Origin of the sequence: Mucilaginibacter sp. (assembly GCF_039921305.1) — a bacterium.
In the GTDB taxonomy this organism is placed as follows: Bacteria; Bacteroidota; Bacteroidia; order Sphingobacteriales; family Sphingobacteriaceae; genus Mucilaginibacter.
Window position 1 is genome coordinate 62,380 of sequence record NZ_JBDSCA010000082.1, and the last position, 20,186, is coordinate 82,565.

The following is a 20,186-nucleotide window of genomic DNA, read 5'->3' on the forward strand; positions in this document are numbered from 1 at the left end:
CATGTGGACCAAACCCGCCAACAATAAATTAACACCCCAGGATATTAAACGTTACAACCTGTACGTATGGAAGTTTATAGGTGCGTGTTTCGCCTTTGTGATATTGGTGATAATGCTCACCACTTTCGAGATCTTCGGCAAACTGCCATCATTCCGTGATCTGGAAAACCCTAAAAGCAACCAGGCATCAGAGATCATATCATCAGACAAGCAGGTTTTAGGCACTTATTATGTAGAGAACCGCTCCAACGTAAACTATAAAGATATATCACCAAACGTAATAAACGCCTTAATAGCTACCGAGGATAAACGCTTTTTAGAACATTCAGGTATCGATTTTAGCCGCATATTCACCATCTTTTTACATAATCTTTTAGGCAGTAAACAAGGTGGCAGTACCATTACACAACAGTTGGCCTTAAACATGTTTTCGGATAAGGGCCGTGAACATAATGTTTGGAAACGTATCCCACAAAAACTAAAAGAGCTAATTACCGCCGTAAGGATAGAACGCCGCTATACTAAAGAAGAGATCATCACCATGTACCTAAACACGGTTGATTTTGGAGCCTATAGTACCTTCGGTATCAAATCGGCATCCCGGGTTTATTTCAACACTACGCCAGATAAATTAACGCCAGATGAGGCCGCGCTTTTAGTAGGTATGCTAAACGGAACAGCTATCTATTCACCAATAAGGCACCCCGATAAGGCACTGGCACGCCGTAACCTGGTGTTGAACCGCATGGACGAAGCCGGCTTTTTGAGCCACGGCCAGGCCGAAGAGTTTAAATCTAAACCGTTAGGACTGGACTTTAAACCGATAGATCATAATGAAGGTTTGGCAACCTATTTCCGCGATTACCTGAAACAGGATATTCAAAGAATATTTGAAGAAAAATCAATAGATAACAATGGCACCCCATGGGATTTGAACCGCGATGGTTTAAAAATATACACCACCATTAACTCAACCATGCAGGATTATGCCGAGCAAGCGCAAAAAGAATACATGCGCAACCTGCAAAATCAGTTTAACCAGCACTGGAAAGGCCATAGCCTTTGGAAAGAGATTCCCGATTTTAAGAGCCTGCTTGATGCCGGTATGCGCCGCAGTGACCGTTACCGCGAACTAAGGAACGAAGGAAAATCTGACGACGAGATCAAAGCCGATTTTGATACTCCTGTCAAAATGAACATCTTTACCTGGCGCGGTAATATTGATACCACAATGAAGCCAATCGACTCCATTGTATACTGTAAAATGCTTTTGCGTAACTCGCTCATGAGTATGGACCCAACCACTGGCTATGTCAAAGCATGGGTTGGTGGTATCAATTTTGAGCATTTTAAGTACGATCAGGTAAAGCAAGGTATGCGCCAGGTAGGTTCAACAGCTAAACCGTTTACTTACGCTGTAGCTATTGATAATGGCATGTCGCCCTGTATGGTGATACCAAATGTACCGGTTACGTTTCCAGATGGTTATACACCCGGTTCGAGCGATACCCGTGCGGGCAATTTAACCTTGCGCCAGGCTTTGGGTTATTCGCAAAACTGGATAACCGCCGCTGTACTTAAGGAAGTTGGCGTACCCGCAGTAGTAGAGCTAACCAAAAAAATGGGTATAACCAGTAAAATAGATCCTTACCCATCGGTTTTCCTTGGGCCCTTTGATGCATCTGTTTATGATATGACGGGTGCTTACTCCGCATTTGTTAACCACGGTTTATGGACGGAGCCAACCTACCTGTTACGCATTGAAGATAAAAACGGAAACGTATTGTACGAGAACAAACCTAAAGTAACCCAGGCGCTAAATGAGCAAACTGCCTACGTGATGACCTATATGCTAAAAGGTGTTATTGAAGACGGTACAGGCTCCCGTATGCGTTATAAATACGGATTAAATAACCCTATCGGCGGTAAAACGGGCACCACACAAAACAACTCCGATGGTTGGTTCATCGGCATCACGCCACAGTTGGTTACCGGCGTTTGGACTGGTTGCGAAGACCGTGCTATCCACTTCCGTTCCACATCATTGGGCGAAGGCGCTAACTCCGCACTTCCAATTTTTGCCCTGTACATGAAACGCGTTTACGCCAATACCGAGCTGGGCATCAAAAAAAATGTTGATTTTGACCCACCTAAAGCACCGTTAACTATAACACTGGATTGTAACGCCTACAAGCAGCAACAACCAGGTACAACGGAAGCGGATAAAAAATTGAGTTTTTAGGGAACCCTTTATTCCCACGCGTCATTGCGAGGAACGAAGCAATCCCCGACAAGCAGAGCGGCAATGCAAATCCGCCCTGTACAGTTAGGGATTGCTTCGTTCCTCGCAATAACATGGTCCAATAAAATCAGTAAGAAAATACTAATTACACATATCCTGTGGGATAACCTTGGTTATCTTCACTACCTTCTTCACTACAATAATACTATCATACTGGGTATCCAGGGCATCAGCTTTGGTAGCTTTGATCTTTTCACCTTCAACCTCTATATAAACAGGTTCGTAAGGTTTTTGGAAGTTTAGCTTGGCATATTCCTGTTCTAAGCCCGCCTTATCGGTTGCCCAAAACTCATTGCCGGTTTCACAATCGTTAAACGATTTCTCTTCCGGGCCCGATTTGTAAACACCTTTGTATATTACACCAGTAGTTTCTTTCTTGTCCGAATTGCCGCAGCCGGCACATAGTGCTACCAATATTGATGCGGCGAATAGTTTAAGGTTTAGCTTCATGCGTTTGCAAATTTACAAATCCTGTTTGATTTCGTCTAATCCCTGCACACTAACTCTTGCACTTATTCCGGCAGAAATTACCGAAATAAAGCTAACCGTTAAAAAAACCAATATCACATCACTAAATTTCAGGTTTACCGGGTAAGCATCCAGCACACTGGTAGCGCTTCCCATTTTAATTAAGCCGTATTGCAATTGTACTACGCAAAATATCAAGCCAATAACCAAACCCGCTATACAACCTATCCACGATATCAGCATCCCCTCAAAAAAAAAGATGCGTTGAATTAAACCCTTACCCGCGCCCAAGCTACTTAATATAGCTATATCCTTCCGCTTATCCATTACCAGCATGGTTAACGAGCCTACAATATTAAAAATGGCAATTATGAGCACAAAGGTGAGGATACTAAACACCGCCCACTTTTCTGAATTAAGGATACGGTACAAAGCCGTGTTTTGCTCACGTCGATTTTTCACCGTAAAACCCGCACCCGCCTTTTTCTGGATCTCCTCTTGCATTTGGCTGATATCCGTTCCCGGATTAAAATTTAACTCGAGCGACGATACTTCATTAGGTTGCTCCAGCAATTCGCGGGTAAACGATAACGGTGTTACCACGATGTTATCAAAGTCCTGCTGAATAGAAAAGATCCCTGCCGGAGGAATACTCCGCTGAATAAATTCGTCCATCACGTTAACAGAATTAACCACATTTCGCCTTGGCGAATAAACTTGCAGTGTGGTAAACTGGTCAAAAATATTAACCGACAGGGTTGATTGTATAATACTCCCTATCACCGCCGAAGGGTGATTATGCGCATGCAGATCAAACGAACCCGCTCCCGGCACAATGGTCTTGGCCAGATCAGGGTTTTTCAAAAACTCAGAGCTTACACCTTTTATAATGCCTATTGTTTTACGGTCGCCGTAAGCTATAAGTGCCTTTTCCTCTAACACTTCGCTAAAAGACAGCACAGAAGCATTCTTACGCAGATCATTAAAGTGAAGTGTATCGGGGTTAAAGGTTTTGCCCTTTACCGGTTCAATTTTCAATTCCGGACTAAAGTTATTATACAAGGCCAGTATCACCTTTTCAAAACCATTAAATCCCGAAAGGATTATAATAAGTGCCGCGCTCCCAATAAAAACCCCAAGCATAGATATACCCGAAATAATATTGATAGCATGTGTGCTTTTACGCGAAAACAGGTACCTGCGGGCTATATATAATGAAGTATTCAATGGCGTTTTATTTGTTATTCAAAAAAAGGATTGGTTTCCTTTTCATACCCGATAGTAGTATCAGGGCCGTGTCCGGGATAAACAACGCAATCAGCCGGCAAGATAAACAGTTTTTGCTCTATGTTGTTGATCAGCGTTTTAAAATCGCCACCAGGCAAATCCGTACGGCCAATGCTCCCACGAAACAGCACATCGCCGGCAATTAAAAAGTTCTCTCTAACCGCGTAAAAACACAAGTGCGCAGGTGAATGCCCAGGCGCGAATATGATCTGGAACTCACTATCCGCCACTTTGATCGTCCCGCTTTCAGGCAAAAAAGTATCCGGCTGGGGCGACATTTCGTAACGCATCCCAAACTGAGCACCACGAGTCGGCGCGTCATTCAACAAAGGCAACTCTCCTTTATGGAATTGTGGTTTCAGGCCATATTGGTCAAACGTGAATTTATTACCTAAAACATGGTCAATATGGCAATGGGTAGCCAGCAACATTACCGGCTTAAGGTTGTGCTGCTTAATAAAGTTCACAACAGCATTTTGCTCGGCGGCGGTATACATACCCGGATCAATAATAGCGCACTCGCCACCCTCTTCATAAACGATATAAGTATTCTCCTCAAAAGGATTATTAGGAAATGCTTGTACTTGTAACATGTTTCAAAAATAAAAAAAATTGGTGAGAGGTGAGCGGAGAGACGTTATTTGTCGACAAACCTTTTCTATCTTAATACAACCACTCACTATTCACAACTCACTATTAACTTACTTCCACCTCAGGGTTTTGATCATCACATCCATATCCTTTTTAATAAATGTGAGTACAGGCTGGATAGAATCAAGCCGGGGTTCGGCACGAAAATAAAGCGCGGCGCGCAAATAGTGGCGGGTGGTATCGGTCAAAAAAAACTGCGCGTTTGATGCCGTATTGCCATCAATAGTATAATACATCCCATAAACCTTCCTTTCGGGATAGGCCATCGGTACACCATCTATAGATGATGCTTTAATAGCATGTTTAGATGCAAATTGATAAGCGTCTTCCACCAACTCGTTAAACATTTTTTTAGAGGTCACATCCTCATAACTCAAATGCAGCGTACCATTAAATTGCGGGAACTGCACGTTTAACCAGCATGGCTTTGATCCCCGCATACTATCTATCTCTACTTTAGCGTAGGTAGGGTAATCAAAAGTAAACGGGCAACCGCCGTTATAGCTTTGATAGGCTTTCGCCGGAAAATCAATACGGAAAAAACCGCGTGGCTTTGGCGAATAATCATGATCGCCACATGCCGAAAGCAATAGCATCATAATCAATGCAAAACCACAAAGCTTCATTAAGGATGGATAGTTTTTGAACCCCATATCTCCCATGATTTTTCGGCTTGCAGCACCAGCATTTCGTAACCATTTTTGATGGTGGCACCTGCCTCAAGCCCCTTTTGTAAAAACAAGGATACCTCAGGGTTATAAATCACGTCATATAATAAATGCTCATTGGTAATAAACTCGTATGGTATAGGCGGACACTCGTGCACATTAGGCGAAGTACCTAAAGGTGTAGTATTGATGATCAGTTTATGTTCATCCATAATTTCCTGCGTAAGCTCACTGAACAAAATACTTTCGTCGGTATGCTTACGGGCAACTATGGTATATTCAATATTCAATTGATCTAATACATATTTCACTGCCCTTGCACCCCCACCATTACCTAATACCAATGCTTTTTCGTGCGAACTGGTTAGCAATGGTTTTAACGACATTTCGAAACCGTAGATATCGGTATTAAAGCCTTCCAATCTAAAATCATGTCCTTTTACACCTACTTCGCCATTAAAAGCGGCCATTACCGGACTTTCGTTCGAAATACGGATACAGTTTACCGCGCCCACTTCTCTAGCATCCGGATTTACCCAATCCAGATATTTCATTACACTAATTTTATGTGGGATAGTTACGTTAAGCCCACAAAGATGCGGATGCTCATGCAACAACGCTTGCAGGCCCGTTATGTGTTCGAGCGGAAAAAGTTTGTATTCGTGATCGGTTATTTTTTTATCCGCGAACTTTTTCTCAAAGTATTTTTTTGAGAAAGAGTGCGTAAGTGGAAAGCCTATTAGCCCGAAATGCTTCATATATTGTTTTGGATTACACCGATTATGATACATAATCACTAATTATAGTGACAGCTACCAAAACTACGTTGTTTGTTTGAATTTTAAAATCAGGTTTGGGTAATAAAGTGATAAAACACTTTTATAATAGCAGCTCCAATGGTCTGTACTCATTAATTTATAAATAAAAAATCCTTTGAGTGTTAATGCTCAAAGGACTTTTTAATCTCGTGCTTTTAAAATCTTATTTCAGCGTAAAGCTGGTTTTACCCATTGTATAACCATCGGCATACATCAAAACGGTATAAGCGCCCTTTTGGAAAGTGCCCGGGTTAACCCAATCAATACTATAACCGCTGCCATCATCCTTAAAATCAATAGCGGCTTTAAAGGTATATTGAAAATCCTGTCCATCAGCCTGAAAGTTTTCAGAATCCGTTTGGGTCATTAAATTCCCGGTAGGGTCAATAATACGAACATAAACATCGTGCAGGCGTTTTTCAGCAACAGCATTGCTCGGTATCGTAAAATCAATCTTGATCTTTTTAGTAACTGCTGCCCTGTTTTTCTCTACCTCTTTCCCGCTCGATTTTAGCTTCAATGTAGAAATATTGATACTACCTATTTTCAATGCCGAAGCAATTTGAACTTTGGTACCCAAATCTTCGTTTTGTTTTTGCAGGGTGGTAGCTTTTTGGCTAACGGTAACCAAATTAGTTTTTAAAGTATCGCGCTCAGTAGTTAACGATTCATTTTGCTTTTTCAGCTCATCAATATCGGCGGTGTATTTGGTAACAAAATAACGCAGTTGCTTAACATCTTCCTGCGCTTTGCTCAACTCAGCAGCGGTTAATTTACCTTTAGCCAATTCAGATCGTAATATCCTGATCTTGCTTTTAAGCGAATCATTTTTAGCCTGCAGTGCGGCAGTCATTTTGGTTTTACCTGCATTTACCTGCTCTATTTGGCTCTCAAGGCTATCCAACTCCGTTTTAAGGCGATCTTTATCCCCTTCCTGGCTAACAATAATACTCTCGGTTTTATTTTTGGTTAGCAACAAATAAACATCGCTACCAACTAAGGCCAAAATAACAACTATTAAAAAGTAAATTACATTCGAGTTTCTTTTTGGGGCTCTGTCTGGTTGGTTTTCCATACGCTGATTAAATTGGTTATAGGCTAAAACGTATTAAAGTTAGTATTGGTGTGCTATAAGTGTTAATTTAACATATACGGGCCTAAGATATATTTTTATAACTCTTTTTTAAAATTAAACATCCGGCAGGCCTGTTAATATTCGCACACTTCGTAAATCATTACAAACATTAGGGTGGTTTTGTTTTCTCTTATACCAAAAAAAGTTTACCTCAAATCTCCAAAATCAACCATCATATAAAACAATTCATACTAAAACTCATTACTCATAGTTTAATATCTTTGCCACTTCAAAAAATTTAATGGCTAATGGGTTTGTCAAAAAAAGCATTATTTATTCTTCCTTGTTTAGCGATACCATTTTTATCTGCAAACGCGCAACCCAAACTTCAACCTAAGCGCGAGTTTCGTGGCGTATGGATAGCCACTGTTAGCAATATCGACTGGCCAAGCAGTAGCCGCTCATCATCATCAACCCAGATCCGTGAATTAACCGACATATTAGACGCGCACCAGGAAACAGGCATTAACGCGGTCATGTTCCAGGTACGCCCCGCGGCCGACGCCTTTTATCTCAAAAGCCACGAACCCTGGTCGCAATGGTTAACCGGCACCCAGGGCCGCGCTCCCGATCCACTGTACGACCCCTTAGAAATAGCAATTAACGAGTCCCACAAACGCGGCATCGAGCTCCATGCCTGGATGAACCCCTACCGCGCCACCATGTATGCCGGCGCCAGCATAGCCCCCAATAGCATCATTAATAAAAAACCCGAGTGGTTCTTTACTTACGGAGGTCAAAAGATCTTTAATCCCGGTATACCCGAAGTACGCGAATACATCATCAAAATAATTTTAGATGTGGTGGATAACTATGATATCGATGGCATCCACATGGACGATTATTTTTATCCATATCCAATTCACGGTCAGATCATCAATGATTCCGCGGCCTACAGAAAATATGGGGCCGGTTTTGATAATATCGACGATTGGCGCCGCAACAATGTAGATGTGATGATCAAAGCCGTTGGCGATAGTATCCATAAACATAAACCACACATCAAATACGGTATAAGCCCTATCGGCATCTGGAAAAACCGCAGCCAGGATCCGCGCGGTTCCGAAACCAATGGTATATCAACCTATACCGAACTTTATGCCGATACCCGTAAGTGGATGATGGAGCACTGGATAGATTATATCAATCCACAAATCTATTGGCAAATAGGCAACCGCGCCGCATCTTTTGATAAAGTGGTTGACTGGTGGAGCGATAATACATACGACAGGCACCTCTACATTGGCCAGGGACCATACCGCAGCTTTGAAACATCGTCGGCAAGTATAGCTTTCCGTAACACACACCAAATGCCCGATCAGATCAACTACATTCGTAAAAACAACCGTGTACAGGGCAGTGTATTTTTCAGTTCCAAATCGATAACTAAAAATCCCTATGGCTTTGCCGACTCGTTAAAACGAAATTTTTACCGCTACCCGGCCCTGCCGCCACCCATGATATGGCTCGATTCCGTATCGCCAAACGTGCCGCGCAATCTGCAAATAAAAGTAAAGCCAAAATCGGCAACGTTAACCTGGGAAGCGCCGCTATTAGCCAAAGATAAGGAAGCCGTTTACGGTTATGTAGTGTACCGCTTTTACCAGGGTGATCGCATCAATATTGATGACCCTAAATACATCCTCAACATTCAATACGATACCACTTTAACTTTTGAAGATACTACTATAGAAGAAGGTAAAACCTACCAATATGTAGTCACGGCCATTGATAGGTTGAAAAACGAAAGCTTCCCAACGCCTGTTGTAAATACTGGTGTGCAATAGTTATGCATACTTTTAGGAAACAATAACGCAAGACACGGGCATTTGAAAAGCGTTGAGAAACCCCTCCCAACGCGAGGGTGTAGGGAGGGGTTTCTCAACAAGTGCTTAAATAATAACTTCATTATCCTGCATTATGGTTCCTGTTCACCCTTTAGGGGGCTTCTCCATTCGTATGGGAGATTCCGGCTGTCAATAACCTTCCAATCGTTCAACTCATTTACAAATTGAGGCTCAACCAAACCCGCCTTTTTAGCCGCATTTTTATAAAATTCGGCTTTGGTAGGATGAACGGGCGATACTGCATTATAAATCTCTCCCCACATTTGCTTGTCTAAAACCATTTGAATAATACCAATGCAATCCTCAAGTTGTATCAGGTTAACCGGAGCCTGCCCGTTCGGAATATCCTTCTTACCCGCGAAAAATCGGGCTGGCTCCCTGCCCGGGCCAATCAATCCGCCAAAACGGATAACCGTTGTTATAAACTGAGTGCTTTGTGCAAATAGCATTTCCGATTGATACAACGCCGAGTTCTCATCCACCTCGTCCGTATCCACAATAATTTTATTCAATTCCGGGTAAACCGAAGTTGAACTGATAAAGATCACTTTTTTTATAGGTGATGCTTCCACAACCTCAACCAGATTGCGCATTTCATCCAGGTACTCTTTACCGCTCCGCTTTCTTAAACCGGGGGGTACGTTAACGAGTAACACCTCAGAATCCCAAAAATTGCTCTCTTTAGTTGAAAGTATTTGTTGTAACTGTACTAAATATGGGTCTATTTCGTTTAGTAATAATAGATTAAGCTTATCTGTGGATGTGGTTGACCCTTTTACTAACCAACCATTAGTAATCAGGTAGATAGCTAGTGGTAAACCCAGCCATCCGCAGCCTAAAATGCTTATTTTTTTATTCAAGATCCATCTTTAAACGGCAAATGTACTATAAAATAACTTTGGCATTTCATTTGTATATTTACCCACAAATACAAACTATTATTACTGTTATGAAATCGTTCAAATTAAAACTGGCAACATTCGGCATGGCATTGGCCACCGTAGCTATGTTGGGTACAAGCTGTAACTCGTTAACTAAAACTCAAAAAGGTGCTGCAATTGGTGCCGGTGCCGGTGGTAGCATAGGTGCATTAATTGGCAAACGTGCCGGTAATACCGCTTTAGGTGCTATAATAGGTGGCGCTTTAGGTGGTACAGCAGGCGCTTTTATAGGCCGTAATATGGATAAGCAAGCCGCCGAAATAAAAAACACAGTACCCGGCGCAACGGTTGAAAGAACCGGCGAGGGTATCATCGTCAAATTCGATTCGGGTATTTTATTCGATATTGATAAAACCGCTTTAAAGCCTGTTGCAAAAAGTGATATCGAAAAATTATCAGCATCGTTAAAAAACAACCCTGAAACTAATATTCTGATTGTTGGCCATACCGATAATACCGGTACAGCCGCTCACAATATGGATCTGTCTATCCGCCGTGCCGAGGCTGTTAAAGCTTATGCAGCCGCAGCAGGAGTTTCACCATCACGTTTAACAACAAGCGGCAAAGGTGATATTGAACCAATTGCCGATAACACTACCGTTGATGGCCGTACACAAAACCGTCGTGTAGAGATCGTTATCGTAGCTAATGATCAAATGAAAGATCAGGCTAAACAAGTTGCTAAAAACTAATTTGTCAGCGTAAAACTGAATATTAAGCCCTTTGATTAAATCAAAGGGCTTTTTTGCGTTCAAGAAATGCATCAAGGCAACCAGGTAAACAATCCCTTCGTATTTTCGTTATCTATCAACAAAAACGATCTTCATGAAAAAATTCCTGCTATCCTTATTCGCTGTAATTTCAACCTTAACCTTCAGTTTCGCCCAATCCCCGGTCCGCGCGAAAGTAGCCTGCTGTTACCCAACCGCAACACAACGTTTCGCGATGTTGGCTGCCGACAAAAAATTTGTAATGGCCCATCCAAAACCCAAAGCTACCCGGTTTCAAAGTAGCATTGGTAAAGCCATCACCTACACCGCTACCGATGGCAAAACGGCCTACGCTTACGAACTAAAGGCCAAAAGGCCAACCAATAGCTACCTGCTTGTAATACACGAATATTATGGTCTGAATGATTACATCAAAAAAGAATCAGAAACCCTATATAACCAATTAGGCGATGTTAACGTTATTGCGCTCGACCTGTACGATGGAAAATCATCTGCCGATCGTGCCGAAGCTGCCAAACTAATGCAAGCCGTTAAAGAAGATCGTGCTCAGGCCATTATCAAAGGCGCAATAGCTTACGCCGGGCCAAAAGCCCGCATTGCTGCCATAGGCTGGTGTTTTGGCGGCGGCTGGAGCTTGCAAACTGCCCTGCTTGCAGGTAAACAATCCGTAGCTTGCGTAATGTACTATGGCATGCCCGAACAGGATGTAGCCAAACTAAAAACCCTTAACTGCGATGTATTAGGCAATTTTGGCAACAAAGATCAATGGATAAACCCCAAAGTAGTGGCCGGTTTTGAAGCCAGCATGAAAGCCGCAGGCAAAAACTTAACCGCTTACGAATACGATGCCAACCACGCCTTTGCTAACCCAAGCGGCGATAACTACAGCAGCGAAGCAGCCAAAACAGCCAATGAGCGTACATTAACGTTTTTAAAAGCGAAGATTAAATAATAATAAACGCCTTCTCCACGCGTAATTGCGAGCCTGTCTGTCTGCCGACAGGCTCGCAATTACATAATTAATTAAATTAAACCCCATGCCCAAACAAAGCGCCGGAATCCTTCTTTACAAAACCACAGGCCAAATCCACCAGGTTTTCCTCATTCATCCCGGTGGCCCATCCTTTAAAAACAAAGACGAAGGCGCATGGAGTATCCCTAAAGGCGAATTTTTTGATGATGAAGATGCCTTGCTTGCCGCGAAACGAGAATTTGAAGAAGAAACAGGAGCAGTCCTTAATGGCGATTTTATCCAGCTTAAATCCGTAAAACTAAAAAGCGGAAAAACCATTCATGCCTGGGCGTTACAAGGTGATATTGATGCCGATAGTATAGTGAGCAACACTTTCCAAATAGAATGGCCACCTGCATCCGGAAAAATGCAAACCTTTCCCGAGGTTGACCGCGCGGCATGGTTCACCATAAGCGAAGCCGAAGCGAAACTAAACCCGGCCCAGGTTGCTTTGGTTTTAGAACTACAAGCCTTATTGGCTTAAGCGCTCATAAACTCTTTCTGGTAATTAAGCGGACTTTTACCCGTGGTTAGTTTAAAATACTTATTAAAGCTGGCGAAGTTATTAAAGCCGCTATCATAACAAATGTGCTTAATAAAGTATTTATTCTCGATAAGCAGTTTGCAAGCGTGCCCAACACGTATCTCGGTAATAAATTGAGAATACGTTTTTTTGGTCTTTAACTTAAAATACCTGCAAAACGAGTTCGGACTGATCCTGGCTACTTCGGCAATTTCATTCAACTCAATTTTGCGCTTATAATTAGCGAATGAGTATTCATAAATCGCGTTGATACGTTCATCTTCGGCCTCCACAACATCGTGGTTAAACGCCATTGATGATAGTTGTTTTAAGCCTTTGGCATGGCTCAACGTGTTCAACACATTCAGCAATAATATTATTCTTTCTAGTCCGGTACTATCCAGCAGTTCATCCAAAGTTGCGGCAATTTTATCCCTAATCTCTGCCGGAACAATAAACCCGCGGCGGGCTTTTTCAAGCAAAGTACGCATGTTGGTACTTTCGGGCAATTGTAAAAATTTATCGCCCCAAAATTTATCGTCAAACTGCGTTACCGATACATGTACCGCATCGTCCTCTTTGGCTTGCAAATACGTTTCATCATACTTAAAAAAGTGCGGCAACTGCGATCCGATCATGTAAATATCACCCGCCTTAAATTTTTTGATGCTATCGCCAATAAAGTGTGTCCCCTCGCCTTTCTTAATGTAGATAAATTCTATCTCCGGGTGATAGTGCCAGCGTTTATTGGCATCAAAACCAACATCTTCCCTCACGGTAAATGAATTGGAATGTCCCGGAAAAACCTTTAATAGTTGTGCTTTCATTAATTGCCCTATCCTTAACTAAAAAATTTACCGCAATGTACAGTTTGTATTTGGTACCGCTAAATTACATTTATTACGCATATATCTCAACCGAAGATTGTTGCAGATGAACACGCTGTTGTAACAGCTTTAAAACGCCTGTCTATTAATTATCGTATTGTTTATAAACGTATATATTTGCACCTCTTAAAACACAAAAGCATGATACCATCAAAATTGGCTCAAAACCTGCGCGGATCCGAAATTATTAAGATAGCGGGCGAGATCAATGAACTTAAACGACAAGGACAAAACATTGCCAACTTAACCATTGGCGATTTTGACTCAAACATATATCCCATCCCTACCGATCTAAAAAAGGGCATTGTTGATGCTTACGACCATAACCAAACCAACTATCCACCAGCCGACGGTGTTTTAAGCTTGCGCGAAAGTGTGTCCGATTTCATCACCAAAGAATACAAACTGGATTACAAACCTAACCAGATCCTGATATCAGGCGGTTCACGCCCCTTGATCTATGCAACATATTTGGCATTGGTTGATCCGGGTGATAAGGTTGTTTTCCCAACCCCGTCATGGAACAATAATCATTATTGCGATCTGTTAAAGGCCGAAGGCATCACGGTACAAACCCAGCCCGAAAACAATTTTATGCCTACGGCAGATGAATTGCGCCCGCATATAAAAGGTGCAACATTACTTGCTTTATGTTCTCCGCTTAATCCAACCGGAACCATGTTCACCAAAAAGGACCTGGAAGAAATCTGCGATATGATCATCGAAGAAAACAAAACCCGTAAAGCTGGCGAAAAACCACTGTACTTACTTTACGATCAGATCTACTCGCAACTAACCTTTGGCATACATAAACACTACGACCCGGTTTCCTTACGCCCCGAGCTGAAAGATTACACCGTATTTGTTGATGGCTCATCCAAATGCTTTGCCGCAACGGGCGTACGTGTAGGCTGGGGCTTTGGCCCAACCGATATTATCAATAACATGAAAGCCATTGTTGGCCATATGGGTGCCTGGTCGCCAAAGGCGGAGCAGGTTGCTATGGCCGCTTACTTAAAAGATGGCGCGAGTGTTACCAGCTTTTTAAACGGTTTTAAAGAGCGCATCCAGGCCAGCTTACAGGCCCTCTACAGCGGCTTTATGCAATTAAAAGCCGAAGGCTTCGCCGTTGATGCCATTGAACCAATGGGTGCCATATACCTCACCGTAAAAATCGATTACAGCGGCAAAACTACGCCCGATGGCAACCCGATTAAAAATTCGACAGATGTAAACTTTTATTTAATTAAAGAAGCCGGATGCGCCTTGGTACCATTCTCAGCCTTCGGAACAGACGAAAGCGAAAACTGGTTCCGCGCATCAGTAGGTGCATGTACGCTGGAAGAAATTCAAGCTATGATACCGAGAATAAAAGCGGCATTAGCAAAATTGTAATCGTCAATATTACTGTTCACCCATCGCGTCATTGCGAGGTATGAAGCAATCTCTTTAGGCAGAGCAACTATACAAGACTATCTCTTGGTGGTAATAATTTGTCGCAAACAGCCATCAAAATTGTCGCTTACATGGCTTACACCAAATGCGGGTCTGTTGTAAATTTGGTAATCAAACTTCATACTATGCAAAATCAGCAAAGCCCTTTCCAAAAACTCTCTAATCCGGCACAACGTGCCTTGGCCAATGCTGGGATAAAAACATTGAAAGAGCTATCCACACTTACAGAGAAACAGTTTCTGAGCCTGCACGGCGTTGGTAAAGGCTCATTAAAGCCGGTTAAGCTTGCTTTAGAAGCAGCGGGCCTGTCATTTGCCTGAAATAAAAAGCCGGAATTTCTCCGGCCTTCTTCATTCTTATAGGGTGTATGTTTAACTACACATGCTGCTCAACAGTTGTTGGAGCTGGCGCGGGTGCCACCGGTTGTTCAGCCGGTTTTGTAGCGTTATGAAACTCGTCTGTTACCCCCGAAGTCGCATTTTTAAATTCTTTAATACCGGTACCTAAGCCGCGTGCCAATTCCGGAATTTTCTTTCCACCAAATAATAACAAGGCCAATACCGCTATAATAGCAATATCCGGCGCACTCATAAACAACAGGGTTGTGTGTAACATATCTTTAGTTTTAAATGATTATCGCGTTAGTTTAAATCATATACGTGCCGCAACAGCGTATGGTTTTATATTATGGTGTATTTGTTGCAGTCTTACTCAATATGTTAATAAACAACCGATATGCACCCGGCACCCCCGCAGGCAACTGCCTGAAAAACGATAACGAAGTATAAGTAAATCTACCCTTGCCATATTCCGTAGTAATGATCGATCCCCTATTGGCTTTTTCATCCGGGTCGTTCATCTGGAACAATTGCTGATATTTAGGGTCAACATCGGCAACATGGTAAAGGCTGCGTTCCTGTACCCAGTCATCAAAATCACTTTGTGTTATTTTATTGGGATAGTTTAACAACGGGTTTTTCGGGTCAATAACAGTTACCTTGGCGTTCTCATCAGTAATCCGCTCATTAACCGGCTTAAACGGATACGGCCCAATGTTAGGTGTAACCAAGCCAGCATTGTTATTATACTGCACAACCAGATTACCACCATTTTTAACATAGTTCAACAACTTCGGTTGCTCAACCGCCATGCGTGGGTTCACATTATAAGCACGTATCCCGGTTACTATAGCATCATAGCCACTCAAATCTCCCTTCATTACATCTTCTTCATTTAATAGAGTAACCTTATAACCTAACTGTCGCAGGGCATCGGGTACTAAATCGCCTGCACCTATAATATAGCCTATGTTTTTACCCGGCGTTTGAATATCCAGTTTCAACAACTTGGTTTGTGCAAACGGGAACAAAGTAATCACCGGGATATGGTCATAACTAATACGCTGCAAACCTAAATTATAAGCCGTACCATTTACCGTAGTAATAGCCTGCAAAACATCGCTGCTTGGTTTCAGGTCCAATGGCGTAACGGTGAAGTTTTCTACCCATTCCTCACCTTTTACTTTTCCACTAAATGATGCCTGCTCGGGTACTATTTTCCATCCCAATGGCGCCTTTAACACGATACTGCCGCTCGAATTGGTAAAGCACTTCAATTTAACCGAAATACTTTGCGATCGGGTATCCTTAAACACATAAACCGGGTTATCAATATTAGCAGTTACCGGCGGAGTGATCTCAACATTCCGATAAACCTCACCACGCACCGGGTCAACAGATTTATAAACTAATCTGCGCTCAAAGCGGATAGGTTTACCGGCTATCACAAACTCAAAACTAACAAAAGGCAGGTCGTTGTTTTCCGGGTTACCAACCTTATTCATATCCGCTATTTGATACGAGCCTAAAGTTCGGGGCGTTTCTAACCAATAAGGCTGTGTTATTTTATTGGCGAAAGTTTTAGTTTCGAACGTTTGCAACTGGTTAGCCGGAATAACGGCATTTATTTTTTTGTATGGCGATACCAAAGCCGGTACAGCATTATGCTTTACAATAATAACATTGGTAAGGCTGTTCAGCTTTACATTATTACTGTAACGATTGATCACTTGCGACCGCACGCTAATGCTATCCCCCAAAGCGTAAGTGGGCTCTGCAGCATAGGCCTCAAACCATAATCCCGCGCAGGCGGCTATTAAGTTTTTTAAACCCTTTGCTTTTTGCTCGCGCCAATAACTGTTTGTGGTTTTCTCTACCCTATCTAAAACCTTAACCAATGCCGGTACCGATTTTTCTGGAGCATTCTCATCAAACTCTTTAGCTATAATATTGATGGTGGCTTCTAAACCCTCGGTATTGCTTATCCGCTTCCAGGTAGTATTAATACCATCCATCAAATCGGTTTGCGGCGCATCACCCAAAATGGTACTGAAATACTCAAACGACTGCCCCCTTTGCTTTGCCGAACCAAAGCCCTGGCTTTTATGGTTGCTGCGGCTATCGGCGGCTATCTCGCCATAACCTTTGCCCAGTAACGGGTTATAAACACCCACATCAATTTTAAACTGACTATCAGCAGTGGTATTAACCGAACCAAAATTGAACGTGTTCCACAATAAACGCTTGGCTTGCCATGGCTGCACAAATTGCAATTGTTCCGGAAAGCGTTTCGGATCGGCGGCGGCCGTAAAAGCCTCCTGCGCCAGTATTGCCGATGCCGTATGGTGTCCATGCCCGCCCCTTCCGTCGGTAGGGAAACGGCAGATGATAACATCCGGTTTAAACTTGCGGATCACCCAAACCACATCGCCCAGTACTTTTTCTTTATCCCATATCCTCAAGGTCTCGTCCGGGCCTTTTGAAAATCCAAAATCATTGGCCCGTGTAAAAAATTGTTCGGCGCCATCCATGCGGCGTGCCGCTAATAATTCCTGGGTGCGTATCAAACCAAGCAACTCGCTTTGCTCATTTCCTATCAGGTTTTGCCCGCCATCGCCACGCGTCATCGATAAATATCCCGTACGATAATGTTTCTCTTGCGCTAAGTAAGCCAGCAGGCGAGTATTCTCATCATCCGGATGGGCCGCAACGTACAACACGCTTCCCAATACATTTAACTTTTTAAACTCTTGTTTAATATCAGTCAAACCGGCGGGTGGTGCCGTTTGTGAAAATGCCATCGGCGCAAGCAGTAACAATGCGAATGCTATTTTTAAAAGCTTCATGGTTCAAATTTATGGTTATGAAGGTACTAAAAACACTTCATAACCATAAATATCCATTGTAATGCTACTAAAACGCCATTGCCATATTTTACTAACTGTTGTTAATTACTTAACATGTCTTTAATTTTTTGGCTTGTTTTTTGTTGAATTATCAACGTCCAAACCCATCTCCCGAATAATTGCTAAGCGTTTTACAAAAGAATGACAGTTAATCAGTTGATTAATTCAATCGATTGATTAATTTTGTACCCGAATTACAATGGAAAAAGAAAAAATAGACAAAAAGGACCACATCCTTGACATAGCCGAGAAGATATTCTCTGAGCTGGGTTATGATGGCGCTTCTACCCGGACGATCTCCGGCGAAGCTGGTGTCAACATGGCTATGCTTAATTATTACTTCGGTTCAAAAGAAGGATTGTATCTGGCTGTATTCGAACGCAAAATATCAGCTTTCCGCACCCTGATACAGAACATCGGTAACGATGGTAGCATTTCTACATGGGACAAATTAGAACGTTGTATTGATAATTATGTAGATAGGATAATTACCAACACGTGCTTTCAAAAATTGATCAACAGAGAGCTGTCGCTCAATACACGTACTGAGCTGGCCGATAAAATGGTCGATATTTTAATGAGCAACGTTTTAGAGTTTAAAAAAATAATGCAGGAAGGTGTTGATGATGGCTCCTTTCATGCAGATGCCGATCTGGAAATGGCTATCATAACCATCTTCGGTACCAAAAACTACCTCATCAATTCGCAACAAATGGTATCTATTATGCTGGGAAATAATGTGCGAGACGAAGCCTATTTAGAGGCAGACCTTAAACCCCGCATGAAAACGTACATGAAAAGACTTATGAAATCATACTTAGTTAAACAATAATAATGACAAACAACACCGATCAAACCGCCAGCCATCCCTTACTGCAAAGGGTGGTTCAACCATTAAAACGGTATGGTACCGCATTGCTGTTCTTTGGCTTAATAACAACACAAGCCGCCAAAGCACAAGAGAAAAACCTGACCATACAAGAAGCTATCAAATTAGGTATCGATAACAGCAAAACGCTAAAACTATCTCAATCAAAAATTGACAGGGCCGTATCGCAATACAACCAGGTTAAAGATGAGGTACTACCCACCGGTAAAGCCAGCTTTGCTTACAATCGTGCTCAAATACCTGCTAACACGCTTAATTTGGGCGAAACATCATTACACCTGCCAAGCAGTGCGAACGCTTATTTAGGTACTGCCGCTGTAGAAGAAACCATCTTCGCTGGTGGCCGTCTAAAATACGCGCAGCAATCAACGGATCTGTTGGTTCAGGTTGCCCGTTTAGATGCCGATAAGGATAAAGACCAGATTATATATGATGTGATAAACGCTTATTACAACCTGTACAAAGTTTTACAGAGCAAAAAAGTAGTTGCTCAAAACATCAACTCAATTGATGCGCAGTTAAAACAAGCGCAACGCTTTTTTGAGCAAGGTTTGGTTACCAAGAACGATGTATTGCGTTTCCAACTACAAAAATCAAATATTCAGTTAAATGGTTTGGATCTGGAAAGCAATCGTAAAATTATCAATTACAATATTGATGTTTTATTGGGTTTGCCCGAAACTACAGAGATCAAAATTGCTGATATTAACGAAGCCAACCACAACCTGGCGCCGCTATCTAATTATGTTGATACAGCTTTAAATACCCGTCAGGAATTAAGACAGCTTGATCTCCAAAATAAATATGCTGCAACCAATATCAAAAGTATTAATGCGCAAAGGTTACCAACGGTAGGTGTAGGGGCTAATTTGTACTATATCAACGCAACCGGTAATCCGCTACCGCAAAGTGGCAACTATATTATGCCTATCACTTTAGGTGTAACCGCGGCCTGGAATTTTGGTACCCTTTGGACAAACAAAAACAAAGAAGCCGAAGCCCGTATCCAGTTAGATGAAACCGTGATCAATAAATCGGTAACTACCGATAACTTAAAAGATGAGGTTAACCGTAATTATCAGAATTACAAAACCGCTCAGGATAAGATCGTTTTGTTAGAAACAGCTATCGCGCAAGCAACCGAGAACAACAAAATTCTCGAATCAAAATATCAAAGCAATATAGCATCGGTAACCGATAGGGTTGATGCGCAAACTTTACTATACCAGGCTCAAATTAACCTGGAATTAGCTAAAGCCGATGCAGGCCTGGCTTACTATACTTTATTAAAATCAACCGGAAAACTGAACAAATAATAATAAACAACA

Annotated in this window: 19 protein-coding genes; 9 read left to right on the plus strand and 10 right to left on the minus strand. The window is 42.2% G+C overall.

Annotated elements, in window-relative coordinates:
• The first annotated feature begins 1 nt into the window (after position 1).
• Positions 2-2,242 (plus strand): transglycosylase domain-containing protein, encoded by a 2,241-nt coding sequence (locus tag ABIN91_RS24465; RefSeq protein WP_348054350.1) that lies wholly within the window; start codon positions 2-4, stop codon positions 2,240-2,242.
• 141 nt (positions 2,243-2,383) lie between these two features.
• Here ABIN91_RS24465 and ABIN91_RS24470 read toward each other — a convergent pair whose 3' ends face one another.
• The 6 genes from ABIN91_RS24470 to ABIN91_RS24495 all read right to left on the minus strand — a co-directional run bounded on the left by ABIN91_RS24470 (position 2,384) and on the right by ABIN91_RS24495 (position 7,269).
• Positions 2,384-2,752, minus strand: a complete 369-nt coding sequence (locus tag ABIN91_RS24470; RefSeq protein WP_348054352.1) for a hypothetical protein — start codon at positions 2,750-2,752, stop codon at positions 2,384-2,386.
• 12 nt (positions 2,753-2,764) lie between these two features.
• The gene (locus ABIN91_RS24475; protein WP_348054354.1) at positions 2,765-3,997 is read right to left on the minus strand and encodes an FtsX-like permease family protein; all 1,233 of its coding nucleotides are present in this window, start codon (positions 3,995-3,997) and stop codon (positions 2,765-2,767) included.
• A gap of 14 nt (positions 3,998-4,011) precedes the next feature.
• Positions 4,012-4,650, minus strand: a complete 639-nt coding sequence (locus ABIN91_RS24480) for an MBL fold metallo-hydrolase (protein ID WP_348054355.1) — start codon at positions 4,648-4,650, stop codon at positions 4,012-4,014.
• 108 nt (positions 4,651-4,758) lie between these two features.
• Positions 4,759-5,361, minus strand: a complete 603-nt coding sequence (gene gldD, locus ABIN91_RS24485; protein WP_348054356.1) for a gliding motility lipoprotein GldD — start codon at positions 5,359-5,361, stop codon at positions 4,759-4,761.
• Entirely contained in the window at positions 5,334-6,134 is an 801-nt protein-coding gene (gene aroE, locus ABIN91_RS24490) for a shikimate dehydrogenase (RefSeq protein ID WP_348054357.1), read from the minus strand. Before aroE ends, gldD begins: the two co-directional genes overlap by 28 nt.
• Positions 6,135-6,357: 223 nt before the next feature.
• Positions 6,358-7,269, minus strand: coding sequence for a hypothetical protein (locus tag ABIN91_RS24495; protein WP_348054360.1), 912 nt, complete (start codon positions 7,267-7,269; stop codon positions 6,358-6,360).
• A gap of 308 nt (positions 7,270-7,577) precedes the next feature.
• Here ABIN91_RS24495 and ABIN91_RS24500 point away from each other — a divergent pair, with 308 nt between their 5' ends.
• Positions 7,578-9,116 (plus strand): family 10 glycosylhydrolase, encoded by a 1,539-nt coding sequence (locus ABIN91_RS24500; protein ID WP_348054361.1) that lies wholly within the window; start codon positions 7,578-7,580, stop codon positions 9,114-9,116.
• A gap of 131 nt (positions 9,117-9,247) precedes the next feature.
• On the opposite strand, the gene ABIN91_RS24505 is transcribed toward ABIN91_RS24500, so the two are convergent.
• Entirely contained in the window at positions 9,248-10,036 is a 789-nt protein-coding gene (locus ABIN91_RS24505; RefSeq protein WP_348054362.1) for an SDR family NAD(P)-dependent oxidoreductase, read from the minus strand.
• An 89-nt stretch (positions 10,037-10,125) separates the two neighbouring features.
• Here ABIN91_RS24505 and ABIN91_RS24510 point away from each other — a divergent pair, with 89 nt between their 5' ends.
• From ABIN91_RS24510 to ABIN91_RS24520, 3 genes are all read left to right on the plus strand, one after another.
• The gene (locus ABIN91_RS24510) at positions 10,126-10,809 is read left to right on the plus strand and encodes an OmpA family protein (RefSeq protein ID WP_348054364.1); all 684 of its coding nucleotides are present in this window, start codon (positions 10,126-10,128) and stop codon (positions 10,807-10,809) included.
• Between the two features lie 133 nt (positions 10,810-10,942).
• Positions 10,943-11,800, plus strand: a complete 858-nt coding sequence (locus ABIN91_RS24515) for a dienelactone hydrolase family protein (RefSeq protein ID WP_348054365.1) — start codon at positions 10,943-10,945, stop codon at positions 11,798-11,800.
• Positions 11,801-11,885: 85 nt separating this feature from the next.
• On the plus strand, positions 11,886-12,344 hold the full coding sequence (locus ABIN91_RS24520; protein ID WP_348054366.1) for an NUDIX domain-containing protein: 459 nt from the start codon (positions 11,886-11,888) through the stop codon (positions 12,342-12,344).
• Here the strand turns inward: ABIN91_RS24520 and ABIN91_RS24525 are convergent.
• Entirely contained in the window at positions 12,341-13,210 is an 870-nt protein-coding gene (locus ABIN91_RS24525; protein WP_348054367.1) for a helix-turn-helix transcriptional regulator, read from the minus strand. The two genes, ABIN91_RS24520 and ABIN91_RS24525, sit on opposite strands and share 4 nt — an antisense overlap.
• Positions 13,211-13,411: 201 nt before the next feature.
• On the opposite strand from ABIN91_RS24525, the gene ABIN91_RS24530 reads away from it, so the two are divergent.
• Positions 13,412-14,665 carry an aminotransferase class I/II-fold pyridoxal phosphate-dependent enzyme gene (locus ABIN91_RS24530; RefSeq protein ID WP_348054368.1) on the plus strand — a complete coding sequence of 418 codons (1,254 nt, stop codon included), beginning with the start codon at positions 13,412-13,414 and terminating at the stop codon, positions 14,663-14,665.
• A 185-nt stretch (positions 14,666-14,850) separates the two neighbouring features.
• Complete coding sequence (locus ABIN91_RS24535) at positions 14,851-15,045, plus strand: DNA-directed RNA polymerase subunit alpha C-terminal domain-containing protein (RefSeq protein WP_348054369.1); 195 nt, start codon at positions 14,851-14,853, stop codon at positions 15,043-15,045.
• 55 nt (positions 15,046-15,100) lie between these two features.
• Here ABIN91_RS24535 and ABIN91_RS24540 read toward each other — a convergent pair whose 3' ends face one another.
• Together ABIN91_RS24540 and ABIN91_RS24545 are read right to left on the minus strand one after the other, a co-directional pair.
• A complete protein-coding gene (locus ABIN91_RS24540) occupies positions 15,101-15,340 on the minus strand; it encodes a twin-arginine translocase TatA/TatE family subunit (RefSeq protein WP_348054370.1) in 240 nt (79 codons plus the stop codon).
• Positions 15,341-15,410: 70 nt separating this feature from the next.
• Positions 15,411-17,909 carry a PIG-L family deacetylase gene (locus tag ABIN91_RS24545; RefSeq protein WP_348054371.1) on the minus strand — a complete coding sequence of 833 codons (2,499 nt, stop codon included), beginning with the start codon at positions 17,907-17,909 and terminating at the stop codon, positions 15,411-15,413.
• Between the two features lie 259 nt (positions 17,910-18,168).
• On the opposite strand from ABIN91_RS24545, the gene ABIN91_RS24550 reads away from it, so the two are divergent.
• Positions 18,169-18,801, plus strand: coding sequence for a TetR/AcrR family transcriptional regulator (locus tag ABIN91_RS24550; RefSeq protein WP_348054372.1), 633 nt, complete (start codon positions 18,169-18,171; stop codon positions 18,799-18,801).
• Positions 18,802-18,803: 2 nt separating this feature from the next.
• Positions 18,804-20,174 (plus strand): TolC family protein, encoded by a 1,371-nt coding sequence (locus tag ABIN91_RS24555; protein ID WP_348054373.1) that lies wholly within the window; start codon positions 18,804-18,806, stop codon positions 20,172-20,174.
• Positions 20,175-20,186 lie beyond the last annotated feature (12 nt).

Bases quoted from the DNA above. Each gene is read 5' to 3' on its own strand.
- ABIN91_RS24465 (WP_348054350.1), top strand. From the start codon at position 2: ATGTGGACCAAACCCGCCAACAATAAATTAACACCCCAGGATATTAAA.
- ABIN91_RS24470 (WP_348054352.1), bottom strand. From the start codon at position 2,752: ATGAAGCTAAACCTTAAACTATTCGCCGCATCAATATTGGTAGCACTA.
- ABIN91_RS24480 (WP_348054355.1), bottom strand. From the start codon at position 4,650: ATGTTACAAGTACAAGCATTTCCTAATAATCCTTTTGAGGAGAATACT.
- gldD (WP_348054356.1), bottom strand. From the start codon at position 5,361: ATGGGGTTCAAAAACTATCCATCCTTAATGAAGCTTTGTGGTTTTGCA.
- aroE (WP_348054357.1), bottom strand. From the start codon at position 6,134: ATGAAGCATTTCGGGCTAATAGGCTTTCCACTTACGCACTCTTTCTCA.
- ABIN91_RS24495 (WP_348054360.1), bottom strand. From the start codon at position 7,269: ATGGAAAACCAACCAGACAGAGCCCCAAAAAGAAACTCGAATGTAATT.
- ABIN91_RS24500 (WP_348054361.1), top strand. From the start codon at position 7,578: ATGGGTTTGTCAAAAAAAGCATTATTTATTCTTCCTTGTTTAGCGATA.
- ABIN91_RS24510 (WP_348054364.1), top strand. From the start codon at position 10,126: ATGAAATCGTTCAAATTAAAACTGGCAACATTCGGCATGGCATTGGCC.
- ABIN91_RS24515 (WP_348054365.1), top strand. From the start codon at position 10,943: ATGAAAAAATTCCTGCTATCCTTATTCGCTGTAATTTCAACCTTAACC.
- ABIN91_RS24520 (WP_348054366.1), top strand. From the start codon at position 11,886: ATGCCCAAACAAAGCGCCGGAATCCTTCTTTACAAAACCACAGGCCAA.
- ABIN91_RS24525 (WP_348054367.1), bottom strand. From the start codon at position 13,210: ATGAAAGCACAACTATTAAAGGTTTTTCCGGGACATTCCAATTCATTT.
- ABIN91_RS24530 (WP_348054368.1), top strand. From the start codon at position 13,412: ATGATACCATCAAAATTGGCTCAAAACCTGCGCGGATCCGAAATTATT.
- ABIN91_RS24535 (WP_348054369.1), top strand. From the start codon at position 14,851: ATGCAAAATCAGCAAAGCCCTTTCCAAAAACTCTCTAATCCGGCACAA.
- ABIN91_RS24540 (WP_348054370.1), bottom strand. From the start codon at position 15,340: ATGTTACACACAACCCTGTTGTTTATGAGTGCGCCGGATATTGCTATT.
- ABIN91_RS24545 (WP_348054371.1), bottom strand. From the start codon at position 17,909: ATGAAGCTTTTAAAAATAGCATTCGCATTGTTACTGCTTGCGCCGATG.
- ABIN91_RS24550 (WP_348054372.1), top strand. From the start codon at position 18,169: ATGGAAAAAGAAAAAATAGACAAAAAGGACCACATCCTTGACATAGCC.
- ABIN91_RS24555 (WP_348054373.1), top strand. From the start codon at position 18,804: ATGACAAACAACACCGATCAAACCGCCAGCCATCCCTTACTGCAAAGG.